The sequence below is a fragment of the Rickettsia conorii str. Malish 7 genome, assembly GCF_000007025.1.
In the GTDB taxonomy this organism is placed as follows: Bacteria; Pseudomonadota; Alphaproteobacteria; order Rickettsiales; family Rickettsiaceae; genus Rickettsia; species Rickettsia rickettsii.
The window spans coordinates 198,681-212,694 of record NC_003103.1; the positions used below are offsets into that span (position 1 = coordinate 198,681).

A 14,014-nucleotide genomic window follows, 5' to 3' on the forward strand; every position below is an offset into this window, starting at 1 on the left:
AAGGCATCTAAAGTCCTTGGATCGCAGTGTATACTTAATATAGTTTGAACCGCAGATCTTATTATACGACGCCAATTTTTCAAATTAAACTAGGTTCTGTGAATATTTCTAATTGATTGGCTATTTTGAGGTATTTTTTAGCGAAAATTAATAAGATTTTTGCTGGAATAGTTACTTATATTTCAAAAAATCTTATAATTTGCAGCAAAAAATAACCAAAATTAAATCTTTGTATACGATTTATGAAAATATAATAGAGGCTTTAAATCATTTTTAATAGCGGTATTTATTACTTCACCGATAAATATAACATGATCACCGGCATCGTAAGAAGCATATTTATTACACTCTATATGATAAGTTGCACCGTTTATTAAAGGGCAATCAGTTTTATTACCAAGCTCATAATCAATTTTTGTAAATTTATTAGATTGTGATTTAGCAAAATGTTTTGAGATATCAATTTGATTCTCTGCTAAAATACTAATTGCAAACTTATCACTTTTTTGAAAACTGTTGATACTAAAAGAGTTTTTATTAAGGCAAAATAATATTAACGGCGGTTTTAAAGATACGGAAGTAAGAGAACTAGCAGTAAAGCCAAAAAGTTCGTTATTGCAATTTGTTGTTATAATAGTCACTCCCTGAGGGAATCGGCTCATAGCATCTTTAAATTGACTTTCTGTTACTGTCCCAGCCATTTTTTCATAATTTTGTTAATGGTTCCGTCTTTTTTTAATGAATCGATTGCCTCATTAATTTCATTAATTAGTCCTGAGTTTTTAGACATGCCTATAGCAAAATCGGATGAAAATTCTTCTAAAGTACTGCTTTCTAAATTTGAATTATTTTCTTTTAATTTTTTGCCTTGAAATTCCTCAGAAATAATAGCATCTATGACTCTGGCTTTTAATTCTTCAACCAACATTAAATGATTTGCTAAAGAATGAACTTTAATATTTATCGTCTGTGATAGATCGTGTGCTTTTTTTTCTAAAACACTACCGAGCTGTACCCCTACTATTTTATTTTCTAGATCTTTGCTATTTTGTATATTATCACCTGTTCTATATATTATGGCAAATCTTGCAGTAGCATAATTATCGGAAAAGCTGATATATTCAGCACGCTCCGGTGTTACGGAAAGCTCCGCCACCGCAACATCAATATTTTCACTAACCAAAGCTGCAAGTAAACCGTTAAAGTCGAAGTTTTTTATGATAACTTTTTTATTTAGACGTTCGCTTATTGCTTTGATAATATCAATATCAATCCCAACAATCTCTCCGTCTTGGATAAATTCATAAGGAGGATTATCTGCGGCAGTACCGACTATTAAAGTTTTTTCCGTTTCTTTTTTTTCACAAGAAACTAGTAAGCAAGATAGTAAAAATATTTTCAGAAATTTCATAAAAATAATGTTTTAAGTTTGAGTATATTCTGTGTCATCCTACGAGGCATTGCCCTTGTTGTACGGATATCAAATCGTCATTGCGAGGAAAATTACGTAGTAATTGACGAAGCAATCTCAGGATATTTGGCGAAATTGCCATGTAGCCTACGGTTGCTCGCAATGACGATGAAACCGAGCCATGCAACAAAGTCTATGGCTGCTCGCAATGACAGAAAAATCTATCCACTCGGGCAATATCTTCAAAGGAATAGCATCAAGAACTCAATTTCTCCTTTAAAAGCTGATTCACAAGCGTCGGATTAGCCTTACCGCCGGTTTTTTTCATTACCTGTCCTACAAAGAAACCGAATAATTTATCCTTACCACTTCTATAACCCTCTACTGATTCAGGATTTTCAGCTATTACCTCGTCAATTACCGTGTTTAGCACGTTATTATCCGAAACTTGTACAAGTCCTTTTTCTTCTACTATTTTATCAGGTGCTTTACCGGTTTCAAACATAATTTCAAAAACGGTTTTTGCAATTTTACCGGAAATAGTATCATTTTCTATTAATTTTACCAGTTTTGCAAAGTTACTAGGGGTAATTTTGCATTCATTGATTCCTATCGATGCTTTATTTAATTGGCCAAATAATTCACTAGTTAGCCAATTAGTAAGCATTTTAGGGTTACATTCATTTGCTGCTTTCTCAAAATACTCAGCAACCGATTCATCGGCTACTATTACTTCGGCATCATATTTACTTAAGCTAAATTCCTTCGTATATTTTTCAATCTTTTGATCAGGTAGCTCAGGTAAATTTGCTTTTAGCTCATTTATTAACTCATCAGAAATAACAAGCGGTAATAAATCGGGATCAGGAAAATATCTATAATCAAGTGCTTCTTCTTTTAAACGCATAGTTCTTGTTTCGCCGCTATCGGCATTAAATAGGCGTGTTTCTTGAATTATTTTTTCACCGCTTTCAAGCAAGTCAACTTGTCTTTTAGCTTCAAATTCTATTGCTTTAATGATGTTACGAATTGAATTAATATTTTTAATTTCGCATCTTGTGCCGAGTGGTTCGCCGCTACGTCTTACTGAAATATTAGCATCGCAACGCATCGAGCCTTTTTCCATATCACCGTCACAGCTGCCAATATAACGTAACAAATTTCTTAGCTTTTTTACAAATTCAGCTGCTTCTTCCGGTGATGATATATCAGGTTCGGTCACAATTTCCATAAGTCCAATACCGGCACGATTCAAATCGATAAAGCTGTAATGTGGTGATTGATCATGCATAGATTTACCCGCATCTTGCTCTAAATGCAAACGGTTAATACGAATAGTTTTAAGATCGCCGGTACTAGTCGGTATTTCCATAGTGCCGTTTTGTACTATAGGATAGTAAAATTGCGAAATTTGGTAACCTTGCGGCAGATCGGCATAAAAATAATTTTTACGGTCAAATACCGAATATTTATTTATTTTAGCTTTAAGCCCAAGCCCTGTTTTAATTGCTTGGTGTACACAATGCTTATTTAATACCGGTAACATCCCGGGCATTGCTGCATCGACATAGGAAACCTGCGAATTTGGATTTGCTGCAAAAATAGTACTACTTCCTGAAAAAAGCTTAGATTTTGAGGAAATTTGAGCATGGATTTCAAGCCCTATTACATATTCCCATTTCCCCGTATTACCTTCAATATATGCCATAATTAAAAACCCTTTGGTTCAAATTTAATATGTTTTACACCTGACTCAATTGTCGATGCTACTTTCAAAACATTATATTCGTCTAATTGTTTACCTATAATCTGTATCCCAAGAGGTAAACCGCGTGCCGATAATCCAGCAGGAACCGATGCACAAGGTAAACCGGCTAAACTTGCAGGAATAGTAAATAAATCGTTTAAATACATAATAGTCGGATCATTTTGTTTTTCACCAATCTTAAAAGCTGCAGTCGGGGCAGCCGGTAATAAAATGGCATCAACTTTTGCAAAAGCATTATTAAAATCGTTTGCAACTAAACGACGTACTTTTTGAGCTTTTAGATAATATGCATCCATACCACTAGATGATAGCACATATGTTCCAATCATAATACGACGTTTTACTTCCTCCCCAAATCCAGTTGATCTAGTCATTTCATACATTTCGTCAAGCGTCATATTTTCACGTTCTACTCGAAGACCGTATCTAACGCCGTCATATCTAGATAAATTTGAAGACGCTTCAGCCGGGGCTATTACGTAATAAACAGCAACACCGTATTTAGCATGCGGCAAAGTAATATCAACTATTTCAGCACCGGCGTTTTTAAGTAGTTCTATGGTATCCTGCCACATTTTCATAATATCAGGTTCAATAATACTGCCCTCACCAAGGCTAAGAGGTACGCCTATCTTCATATTTTTCATAGAACTTCCGATAGCCGATTGTAGCTCTGGAACTTCTGCTTTAATCGAAGTAGAATCTTTTTCGTCAAACCCCATCATCGCTTCAAGCATAATGCTACTGTCTAAAACGCTTCTAGTAAATATTCCTGCTTGATCAAGGGAGCTAGCAAACGATATCATTCCGTATCTTGAGCAACGACCATATGTCGGTTTAAAACCGACTAAACCCGTAAAGCTTGCAGGTTGACGTACCGAGCCGCCCGTATCGCTACCAAGAGCAGCAGATGCCATAAATCCGCTAACTGCTGCAGCTGAACCGCCTGAAGAACCGCCTGGAACTAAATCAGCATTATCATCATTTGCTTTCCAAGGGCTAATTACATTTCCAAAACAACTAGTGATATTTGCTGAACCCATAGCAAACTCATCCATATTGGTTTTGCCGAGCATCACACCGCCCTTATCAAAAATATTTTGTGTAACACTTGATTCATAATTAGGTATAAAATTTTTCAGTATATTAGAACATGCCGTAGTTCTAATTCCTTTCGTGCAGAAAAGATCTTTAGCGGCAAACGGGATACCCTCAAGGGTTCTTGCGTTATTTTGAGCATACTTTTGATCGGCTGCTTCAGCCTGTTTTAAAGCTAAGTCAAAAGTGTCGGTAACATAAGCATTTAGGTTTCTATGCTTCTCTATTTGTTTAATATGTGCACCTATTAATTCCGTACTTGTAAAATCTTTATTTTTTAGACCTTTTATACTGTCTGCTACTGTTAGTTTGTTTAGTTCCGTCATAATTATTCAACAACCTTTGGAGTGATAAAATATTTTACTTCTTTAGCCAGCTGAGCACTATTTCCACTTACATTATCCAATAACTCACTTGATAAATCAGAACTTGTAACGGCGTCCTCTCGCATTCTAGCATTCATATTACAAACCGAAGTTAAAGGCTCTATATCTTTGCAATCTATTTCATTTAAAATATCGATCATATCCATAATAGTACTAAGCTGAGTAAAAAATTTTTCTACAGTATCTTCTTCAAATTTTAATCTAGCTAATTTTGCTATTTTCTGTGCTTCTTCTTTTGTTATCATAGTTTTATTATTTTGAGTGGTATAGTCTGATGTTATTCCTGTGAAGGCTTGCCTGTTTGTAACGGTATTTCTGTCGTCCTGCGACTTGTGAGCTAGATCCTGGATACAGCCTGTGATACAAGATTCTATAGCCGATTTTATTGCATGACTCATTTATTTTATTAAGGCAAAAAAGCTAATTAGTTATTTTTTCTAAAATTATCTTATTATCAAAACCACCATTAACTTTCTTTTTTTGTTTTTTAATTTTTAATATATCTTTTAGTTTATAGCCATTAATATTACAGATTGTTTCAAGTATTTCTAATATATCGGCAACTTCTCCATATACTCATCTTGTAAAATTTCCTCTACTTCTTCTAGTAGTTTATTTTTTAATAATTCTTTATACTCATATGATTCAGCAATATGAGTAACTGGTATCCTGCCTGATTTTAAGATAATTTCTGGAATTAAATCTCTAACTAATTTTGTCATTTTATTTTGTCAGTATAGATTCAATGTATGTCATTCTCGCGTAGCATTGTTGCATGGATCGATTTTTCTGGATTGCCACGTCGCTTTTCTCCTCGCAAGGTATTGTTGCGTGGATCAATTCCACTGCTGTCATTCCGCGACTTGATTGTGGGATCCAGTTATAAAATTATTAGTATTTTTTATTGTTTTTATAGACCCTGTGGTCAAGCCACGGGGTGACACAGTGGATTTTACCGGTCCACGCAACAATGGCCTCTTCGCAATGATGATTTAGTATCCACGAAACAAATCTAAAGCAGGAATGACATAGAAAATCAAACAGTCATTATTTCTTGTTCTTTTTGTTTTATTACCGAGTCAACTTTACTACTATAATCATCGGTTAGCTTTTGTACTTGTTCAGATAAGCTATGATGCTCATCTTTTGCGATAACGTTATCCTTTTCTAGCTTTTTAAGTGCTTCATTGCCGTCTCTTCTAATATTACGTAATGAAATTTTAGTATCTTCACCGTATTTATGAGCAAGTTTTACCAGTGCTGTACGTCTTTCTTCAGTTAAAGCCGGTATCGGCAGTCTGATTAATTGACCGTCCGTTGCAGGAGTTAAGCCAAGATTTGCTATCGTAATTCCTTTCTCTACCGATGATACCATAGATTTATCCCAAACCTGCACGTTAATTGTTCGTGCATCAGGGGTGGATAGAGAAGCAACTTGTGAAAGCGGCATTTTACTCCCGTAAGCTTCCACGGTTACGCTATCAAGTAAATTCACTGAAGCTCTACCGGTACGTAGCCCTTTAAGCTCATGATCTAAAACTTTTAGAGCTTTCTCCATCTTTTCTTGTAAGTTTTTCTTTAAATGCTCTTTATCCATCTTTATTTATCCATATATTATTAGTACACGAATTGAGACATTGTTATATGTATTAGGAAATGTCCCCGATGTAATTCCCGTGTAGATTGGTTTTTCCGTCATTGCAAGGAAAAACTATAAGTTTTGACGAAGCAATCTAGTAAAAAATTCTGATCTACAGAATTTTTTATTATTTTTTCTAGATTGCCACGCAGCCTACGGCTGCTCGCAATGACGATTTAGTCTCTACGCAACAACACCTATGCGGAAATGACATAAAAATCATACAACAATTCACACTACAATATATTATGCCTCAATTGTCGTATATTCCCCTTTATCTTGTATTACTCTAGCAAAATTTCCCTGTTCTTTTATCGAAAATACCCTTATAGGTAATTTATTTTCTCTTGCAACTGCAATAGCTGCTGTATCCATGACTTGCAGGTTATTAGTTATAACATCTTTATAGCTAATAGTGAAATATTTTTTAGCATCCGGATTTTTTTTAGGGTCGGAATCATATACACCGTCAACCTGAGTTGCTTTTAATAAAATATCGCAATTCATTTCGATTGCGCGAAGTACTGCGGCACTATCGGTTGTACAAAACGGGTTACCCGTACCGCCGGCAAAAATTACTACACGCTTTTTTTCCATATGTCTTTTAGCTTTGCGGCGAATATAAGGTTCGCACACGCTCATCATAGGAATAGCCGATAGAACTCTTGTATAGATATTGAGGCTTTCCATAACGTTTTGTAAAGTTAAAGCATTAATCACCGTTGCAAGCATACCTATATAGTCCGCTGAAGCTCGGTCCATACCGACAAGTGCTGCATTAATCCCGCGGTAAATATTTCCACCGCCGACTACAATAGCGACTTCTACTCCTAAATCGATAACTTCTTTAATATCGATGGCAATCTTTTTTATTACGTCATATTCATGCCCAAATTGCTTATCTCCCATTAAAGCTTCCCCTGACACTTTAAGTAAAACTTTTTTATACTTTAGAGCGTTTATATCTGATATCATTTTCTGCTTCAAGTTGTTTTTAATATCTGCTTAATTTTTTTAATCATTATACCTCTTTGTAGGTCGGTAATCGATGATTTATTGAGTGCATGCACTAATAACATATTATTATTTATATCAAGTGTTACTGTACCTGGAGTTAGAGTAATCGAATTACCATAAATTATTTCGCCTATTTCTTCTAGCCCTTCTGCGTCAACCCATTCAAAAACTGGCTCTATTCCTATCTTTCTTTGCCAAATTATTTTAATAACCGCGAAAGCCGATTTCCATATTTCTAATAATAACCAAGGAAAATATAATATAAATTTAATTTTAGTGAGCATTAACATTTTCGGTTAATTTGATATTTGAAGTAAAAGGTATTAGTAGCATTATAAATACAAATAACAGCCCTATCATATTAAATATATTATTTATTGCAATTACAAAAGCATCATGATTTAATTTGTTTGCTAATAACAAATATGATGCTTTTTCGGGATTTAAAACTTTTCCGCTTAATAATTCAGTATAAGAATCTAGTTGTTCTAATGCCATTATAGAAGTAGACGAGATATTTTCCGATAAATATTGCATAAAGGTTTTAGTATCATTAGTAAGTATAGTACTGATTATTGCAAGCCCTACCGCTCCTCCTAAATTGCGAGTAAGATTATAAAGCCCGCTAGCGTTACCTACTCTTTCTTTCGGCATATTGCCAAGAGCTATATTATTAGTCGGTATAAAACAAAACATTAATGAAAGCCCTCTAACAAATTGAGGAAGCACAAATGCAGCAAATTTAGAATCAGGCGTTAGAAAACTATTCAAATGACATCCAAGAGCAAACCCTCCAAGACCTATAATAAGCATCAGGCGTAAATCTACCCCTAATCCTAACATTCTACCGGCGAGTGGTGCAGATAAAAATTGTGCTCCGCCCGTCACCATCATAGTAGCCCCGATTTGTAATGTATCATATCCGGCAATAGTAAAGAGAAATAGCGGTAATATATATACTGTCCCGTATAATCCGATACCCATAACGAACGAATAAAGGCAACCAAAAGTAAAGTCTTTATAAAGAAATGTTTTTAAGTCTAAAATTGGATTAATACAGGTTAGTTCTCTAATGATTAATAAAATAAAACCTAAAACTACTGTAATACTTAAGAATAATATTAAATTATCCTCAAGCCAACCTTTTTTGTTTCCTTCTTCTAACACATACTGTAATAAGCCAAGCGTTAAAGCCATTAATAATATACCGAGAAAATCAAAATTTTTCAGTAATTTATAATTTGGTTTATCAAAATCCCCATATAAAAAAACTACCGTACATACGAAAATACCGGGTATGACGTTTAATAAAAACATAAAATGCCATGATAAAATCTCCGTAATATATCCACCGAGTGTAGGTCCTAAAGTAGGGGCAACAGTTACGACAAGTCCAATTAAGATAGTAACGATAGGACGTTGCGATGCAGGAAAAAGTATAAAAACGGTACTAAAGACCGTCGGTATCATAGCACCGCCAAAAAAGCCTTGTAATGCTCTAAAGATAATCATGGATTCAATATTAGTTGCAAGCGAACATAATATGCTCATAACCGTAAACCCTAAAGCTGCAATAAAATAAGAAATTCTAGTAGTAAGTAACCTTGCTAAAAAGCCGGTAATAGGAATAATGATAACTTCAGCTATTAAGTACGATGTTTGAACCCAAGAAAGTTCATCGCTTGAAGCGGCAAGACCGGCAGCTATTACGGATAATGAGCTAGCGACAATTTGAATATCAAGTACCGACATAAACATGCCGACAACCATACCAAAAAAAGCAAATAATTGCTTTTTAGAAAGAGCAGGCGGTTGTAAATTATAATTTGACATAATTAAATTATACAGTTTAAATTAAATAAAGTTAATAAGTGACATATATGTTTAAAATAAAAAATCATCGTACAACTTTTAATTTTTAATTAAACTATTGATTAGGATATAAGTAGACAAGACATAATATATGGTAATCATTTTATTTATATTTAGCAAATAATAAATATGTGATTGATTTATTAAAAATATTTACTATAATATTAATTAACTATAATTGATTTATCAATATGCAAAACCCAGCACAAAAAGTTATATCTTTTTCAGAGCATAAATCTGATATAGAACGCATAAAGAAATCAATAGAAGAGGGGTGGGCGATAGTAAAGCTAGTACCTAATAACGACCGTTTTATCGGACTTTTAGAAAAGATTTCGCATGCTGAAGATGAAACAATCTATATTCCTCCAAGAAAAAAGATAATAGTTAATTAACACAAATAGCGAATTATTACATAATCTGCTATTCGGCTTAAGAAGTTGAATATAAAAGGTGACAATTGGCTTTCACTTTTTATGTAAAGCTAAGTGTATATTATTTGTTTATTTCATTTTGTTATTCTAATAATTTATACCGCTTCGAGGTTTCATTAAAGTTTTTATTACCTTATTTGCATATTTTTGTTGTGATTAGGTTATTTTTTTAAAACAGCATCTCTCTCTATTTCTTGATATGTCCTTACATGAGCTACATTACCACTTGTATTATCAAATATTACAAACTGGTCATTTTTTATATCAACAGCAATAAGTTTTTCAGTATCATTACTTATTTTATAAGCATTTTTTAAAACCGCCTTAGGTTCTTTAGATGCTGGACTTTTTGACCACTTGAATTGAGGGTGATAATAAATGATTAGTATTTTAAGTTTTTTTTGGATATCGTGGTCAAGCCACGGTATGACACGAAAGCGTTTTTCTACACATTATTAGTATATCAGGTTCTACCACGCCTATCACAAATAGGGCTATAGTTTTATTTAGAAGATGGTGCCAATGTGGGGATTTGAACCCCAGACCTACGCATTACGAATGCGCCGCTCTACCAGCTGAGCTACATCGGCTGAAATATGATTATATTATGCTGAGATACGGATTCCTACGAGACATGTTTCGTCATTGCGAGCGACGACTGACAAGGAGCGTGGCAATCCAATAAAAAATTTTAAAATGCTAAAAGACTAGCATCCTTAATTGGACCCCGTGGTCAAGCCACGGGGTGACAATGAGACATCTTTATAAATGCGTCGAAAATCTTAAATGGAAATGCTGCGTATCGTCATATTTCTTCTTCTTAATCGGGAAACCCCAATCCATTCTGATTGGTGCAAAACGTGTTACCCAAATAAAGCCGAAACCAATGGAAGCTCTAAGAGATGTATCATTATAAAAACCGTTTGGAGTTTGATATTGTTTCTTATTTAGGCCTACTCCCCCAACGCTTCCTAAATCCATAAAGACTGTACCAGTTAAATTAAATTCCTCAGGTATAGGTGTTGGGAAATTAAGCTCTGTTGAGAATTTGTAATATCGCTCACCACCAAGTCCTTCGTTAGTGACCTTTTCACGAGGTCCTACACCACCGTTTGCAAAGCCTCTTAAACTATAATCACCTAAATTAAAGCGATCGGAAATTCTAATAATTTTTCCTCCAAGGCCTGTAATATTGCCTCCGGAAGCAGATAATTTTAAAGTAAGCTTGTTATGTATGAAAGATTTATAATATTTACCGTCAACTTCATGCTTTATATATTTGTTATTACCTCCAACGCCGGCAAATTCTTGTGTGCCACTTACTAAATAACCGTTCTTTGGAACAATTTTATTATCGGTTTGATCATAAGTAATAGTATGTCCTATAGCAGAAGTAATGAATCTTCCCATTTGTTCCTTTAAGAATATTGAGCTTGATGGAGTTGGAGCACTTAAAATATCACGTTTGATTAAATAATCTATTTCGTGACCTAAATCCTCTTTAATTTCATAACCAAGAGAAGTTTTGACTCCTATAGAGTGTAACTTATAGCTTTGATCAGTTGTATTTAATACACTAGCACCGCGTCCGGTATAGTTTCTAAATGTGTTTACGCCAAGTGATAAATCACGATCTAAAAAGTGCGGTGCGGTAATACCACCGTAATAGCTTGTAGTGTTTTTACTTACTTGCACACCGGCATTAAGCAGTTTCCCGGTACCGACTAAATTACGCTCTAAGAAAGAGAAACGTCCGAATAAACCGCCGGCAGTATTATATCCTAAATCAAAACCTATAGAGGAAGTAGATTTTTCATCAACTTCAACGTTAACATCATATTTATCTTTAGCTTTAGTCGGAGCTAAGCTAATTGCTACTTTCTCAAAATAATCTAAATTTCTAAGATTACGCTCACCTTTTTCAATATATGAACGATTAATTATATCACCTTCTTCTATTTTAAATTCTCTTCTTATAACAGGGTCTTCGGTTTTAAGGTTATTAATAATATTAATTTTATTAATATAAACCTTATCGGCTTTTTCAATAATAAATTTAATATCTGCAGTATGATTAGCATTTTTCATTATATTCGGATAAACATTTACCGCAGGGTAACCGTTCGCTGTAAAATATTCTCCGATTTTTTCAGCTATATCATCAACCTTTTTCATATTGAAAACCTTGCCTTGCTTAATATTAACAATTTTATTAAGCGGTGTTATATCTATATTAGTTAATTTATTATCTATTGTAATATTACCGAAGCTATATTTTTCTCCCTCTTCAATGGAATAGGTAAGGGTGAAATATTCTTTAGTATTATTGAGTTCTGCCGATGCCGAAATTACTCTAAAATCTGCAAAACCTACAGATTGATAAAAATCTCTCAGTAATTCTTTATCATACTCCATTCTATCAGGATCGTAAGTATCGTTACTTTCTAAAAAACGAAACCAACGAGATTCTTTAGTTAAAACAATAGACTTAAGTTCTGAATCACTATAATTTTCATTACCGCTAAAATAAATATAGTTAATACCGGTTTTTGGTCCTTCTGCTATATCAAAAATAACCTTAACTCTGTTGTTTTCTAAATTTTCGATTTTAGGTGTTACCGTAGTAGCAAAACGTCCGCTACGTTTATAAATTTCTAATATTTTCTTTACATCTAATTCAATTTTAGCTTGGCTAAGAGATTCACCCGACATTGTGTAAATTTCTTTAGCGAGCATATTAGTTTTGATTTTAGAATTACCGCTAAATACTACACTACTTATAAAAGGCGTTTCAGTAACGTTAACTATTAAATTACCATCATTTGTTATATGCATATTTATATTTCTAAAAAGTGAGGTGGCATATAAACGTTTTATTACCTCATCTTCTTTAGAATTATTATAGGTTTCTCCTACCTTAAGCTTTAAATAGCTCTCAATAGTAGAACGCTCAACCCTATGATTACCTTCGATAGTTATTTTACGAATTACAGAGTCAGCTAATGAAATATGATAATAAAAAATCGTTAATAATAAAATTGTTAACTTACTAATTGATCTGATTGTCACCTAAAACCTTCTTTAAGATTTAATTTAAATTTCTGTGTTTAAACCCAATGTCATCCCGTGGCTTGACCACGGTAAAAATAATAAATTAGATACCGCGTTCAAGTCGCGGTATGACAAAGAACTGGATTTCTGCTTTTAGCTAAGAATAATACAAAGTTCTCCTAACTAATGCATTCAAACATAATTAATGTACTCCACTATAGTAGATAATATAAACGAGAGCAAGCAAATCTATAATTTAGGAAAACAAATTTTGTATATCGTTGGAAACAGCAATTATAATAAGAAAAATTATGATTATTGCTCCTAATTGTAACAAAATATTTTTAGTCTTAGGATGCGGTAATTTACCTGTAATTGCTTCATATAATATAAATACTAAATGTCCGCCGTCAAGCACTGGTATAGGTAGTAAGTTAAGTAACCCTAAATTAACGGAAAGCATTGCTATAAATAACAGATACATTTGGGTTCCACCAGCTATAGATTTGCCTGACTCTTTAGCAATAGCTATCGGCCCTCCTATCTCATCGAATGAACGTTTTCCTACAATCATTTGCGATATTGCGTTTAGAGTTAAAGCAGACATATCTATAGTAGTATTAATAGCTTCCCATAATCCTCCTAAAATTCCTATTTTAGTATGAATAGATTCATTTTTAGCTATAATACCGATGCGAAGAGTTTTCTTATTAACTTGCTTTTCTTCGGGAGGTGATATAATTATTTCTTGAGGCATTATATTAACGATAAATTCCTCACTTTTTCTTTCTATAGTTAAAGTAGAAGAGCTAAAACCGTTAATTAATATCTCTCTTTGCACGTCCCCGAAATCTTTAACAGATTTATCGTTAACCTTAACAATTTTATCTCCTGCTCTTAAGTCTGCTCTCTCTGCCGGTGATGAAGCTACTACATTACCTATTATAGGAGGAATCTCTGTTTTTCCAAAGTAACAATAAAAACCTGCAAATATTATTATGGCAAGTAAATAATTAATTAACGGACCTGCTGCAACGATTAAAAAACGTTCTAAACAAGATTTAGCATCAAAAGCTACTTTTTCGTTAACTTCTTTAGTCTTATCCATAAGGCTGCGATCATAGCCGTAAATCTTGACATAACCGCCAAGTGGTATAAGGCAAATCTTCCACCTAACTCCTTTTTTATCGGTAATGCCTATTAGTGCTTTACCGAACCCTATCGAGAACTCCTCAACTTTTACATTAAAATATCTAGCAATACAATAATGTCCAAATTCATGGATAAATACCAAGATACTAATTGTTATAATAAATCCTATTATAGAGAGCATAAAAA

13 protein-coding genes and 1 tRNA gene are annotated in these 14,014 nt (G+C 33.6%); 1 reads left to right on the plus strand and 13 read right to left on the minus strand.

The genetic code is table 11. From position 1 onward, the window contains the following. Positions 1 to 221 precede the first annotated feature (221 nt). The 10 genes from RC_RS00995 to RC_RS01035 all read right to left on the minus strand — a co-directional run bounded on the left by RC_RS00995 (position 222) and on the right by RC_RS01035 (position 9,152). On the minus strand, positions 222 to 701 hold the full coding sequence (locus tag RC_RS00995; RefSeq protein WP_010976860.1) for a flavin reductase family protein: 480 nt from the start codon (positions 699 to 701) through the stop codon (positions 222 to 224). Further along, complete coding sequence (locus RC_RS01000; protein WP_010976861.1) at positions 686 to 1,411, minus strand: ABC transporter substrate-binding protein; 726 nt, start codon at positions 1,409 to 1,411, stop codon at positions 686 to 688. Before RC_RS01000 ends, RC_RS00995 begins: the two co-directional genes overlap by 16 nt. 256 nt (positions 1,412 to 1,667) lie before the next feature. Further along, on the minus strand, positions 1,668 to 3,119 hold the full coding sequence (gene gatB, locus RC_RS01005; RefSeq protein WP_010976862.1) for an Asp-tRNA(Asn)/Glu-tRNA(Gln) amidotransferase subunit GatB: 1,452 nt from the start codon (positions 3,117 to 3,119) through the stop codon (positions 1,668 to 1,670). A 2-nt stretch (positions 3,120 to 3,121) separates the two neighbouring features. After that, a complete protein-coding gene (gene gatA, locus RC_RS01010) occupies positions 3,122 to 4,603 on the minus strand; it encodes an Asp-tRNA(Asn)/Glu-tRNA(Gln) amidotransferase subunit GatA (protein ID WP_010976863.1) in 1,482 nt (493 codons plus the stop codon). Between the two features lie 2 nt (positions 4,604 to 4,605). Further along, complete coding sequence (gatC, locus tag RC_RS01015; RefSeq protein ID WP_010976864.1) at positions 4,606 to 4,908, minus strand: Asp-tRNA(Asn)/Glu-tRNA(Gln) amidotransferase subunit GatC; 303 nt, start codon at positions 4,906 to 4,908, stop codon at positions 4,606 to 4,608. Between the two features lie 303 nt (positions 4,909 to 5,211). Beyond that, the gene (locus tag RC_RS09550) at positions 5,212 to 5,385 is read right to left on the minus strand and encodes a hypothetical protein (protein WP_010976865.1); all 174 of its coding nucleotides are present in this window, start codon (positions 5,383 to 5,385) and stop codon (positions 5,212 to 5,214) included. 314 nt (positions 5,386 to 5,699) lie between these two features. After that, positions 5,700 to 6,260 carry a ribosome recycling factor gene (gene frr, locus RC_RS01020; protein WP_010976866.1) on the minus strand — a complete coding sequence of 187 codons (561 nt, stop codon included), beginning with the start codon at positions 6,258 to 6,260 and terminating at the stop codon, positions 5,700 to 5,702. Between the two features lie 288 nt (positions 6,261 to 6,548). After that, positions 6,549 to 7,277: a UMP kinase gene (gene pyrH, locus RC_RS01025; RefSeq protein ID WP_041471756.1), complete on the minus strand. Its 729-nt coding sequence runs from the start codon at positions 7,275 to 7,277 to the stop codon at positions 6,549 to 6,551. Between the two features lie 8 nt (positions 7,278 to 7,285). Further along, on the minus strand, positions 7,286 to 7,609 hold the full coding sequence (locus tag RC_RS01030) for a monovalent cation/H+ antiporter subunit E (RefSeq protein ID WP_004996606.1): 324 nt from the start codon (positions 7,607 to 7,609) through the stop codon (positions 7,286 to 7,288). Next, positions 7,593 to 9,152: a DHA2 family efflux MFS transporter permease subunit gene (locus tag RC_RS01035; protein WP_010976868.1), complete on the minus strand. Its 1,560-nt coding sequence runs from the start codon at positions 9,150 to 9,152 to the stop codon at positions 7,593 to 7,595. The genes RC_RS01030 and RC_RS01035 overlap by 17 nt, the downstream gene beginning before the upstream one ends. Positions 9,153 to 9,382: 230 nt before the next feature. On the opposite strand from RC_RS01035, the gene RC_RS01040 reads away from it, so the two are divergent. Then, positions 9,383 to 9,586 (plus strand): DUF2674 domain-containing protein, encoded by a 204-nt coding sequence (locus RC_RS01040; RefSeq protein WP_004996604.1) that lies wholly within the window; start codon positions 9,383 to 9,385, stop codon positions 9,584 to 9,586. A gap of 553 nt (positions 9,587 to 10,139) precedes the next feature. On the opposite strand, the gene RC_RS01045 is transcribed toward RC_RS01040, so the two are convergent. From RC_RS01045 to rseP, 3 genes are all read right to left on the minus strand, one after another. Further along, positions 10,140 to 10,215, minus strand: a tRNA-Thr gene (locus RC_RS01045). A 172-nt stretch (positions 10,216 to 10,387) separates the two neighbouring features. Next, positions 10,388 to 12,694: an outer membrane protein assembly factor BamA gene (gene bamA, locus RC_RS01050; protein ID WP_010976869.1), complete on the minus strand. Its 2,307-nt coding sequence runs from the start codon at positions 12,692 to 12,694 to the stop codon at positions 10,388 to 10,390. Between the two features lie 238 nt (positions 12,695 to 12,932). Beyond that, positions 12,933 to 14,009, minus strand: coding sequence for an RIP metalloprotease RseP (gene rseP, locus RC_RS01055; RefSeq protein WP_010976870.1), 1,077 nt, complete (start codon positions 14,007 to 14,009; stop codon positions 12,933 to 12,935). Positions 14,010 to 14,014 lie beyond the last annotated feature (5 nt).

Bases quoted from the DNA above. Each gene is read 5' to 3' on its own strand.
- RC_RS00995 (WP_010976860.1), bottom strand. From the start codon at position 701: ATGGCTGGGACAGTAACAGAAAGTCAATTTAAAGATGCTATGAGCCGA.
- gatB (WP_010976862.1), bottom strand. From the start codon at position 3,119: ATGGCATATATTGAAGGTAATACGGGGAAATGGGAATATGTAATAGGG.
- RC_RS09550 (WP_010976865.1), bottom strand. From the start codon at position 5,385: ATGACAAAATTAGTTAGAGATTTAATTCCAGAAATTATCTTAAAATCA.
- RC_RS01035 (WP_010976868.1), bottom strand. From the start codon at position 9,152: ATGTCAAATTATAATTTACAACCGCCTGCTCTTTCTAAAAAGCAATTA.
- gatA (WP_010976863.1), bottom strand. From the start codon at position 4,603: ATGACGGAACTAAACAAACTAACAGTAGCAGACAGTATAAAAGGTCTA.
- RC_RS01040 (WP_004996604.1), top strand. From the start codon at position 9,383: ATGCAAAACCCAGCACAAAAAGTTATATCTTTTTCAGAGCATAAATCT.
- frr (WP_010976866.1), bottom strand. From the start codon at position 6,260: ATGGATAAAGAGCATTTAAAGAAAAACTTACAAGAAAAGATGGAGAAA.
- RC_RS01030 (WP_004996606.1), bottom strand. From the start codon at position 7,609: ATGTTAATGCTCACTAAAATTAAATTTATATTATATTTTCCTTGGTTA.
- pyrH (WP_041471756.1), bottom strand. From the start codon at position 7,277: ATGATATCAGATATAAACGCTCTAAAGTATAAAAAAGTTTTACTTAAA.
- rseP (WP_010976870.1), bottom strand. From the start codon at position 14,009: ATGCTCTCTATAATAGGATTTATTATAACAATTAGTATCTTGGTATTT.
- RC_RS01000 (WP_010976861.1), bottom strand. From the start codon at position 1,411: ATGAAATTTCTGAAAATATTTTTACTATCTTGCTTACTAGTTTCTTGT.
- gatC (WP_010976864.1), bottom strand. From the start codon at position 4,908: ATGATAACAAAAGAAGAAGCACAGAAAATAGCAAAATTAGCTAGATTA.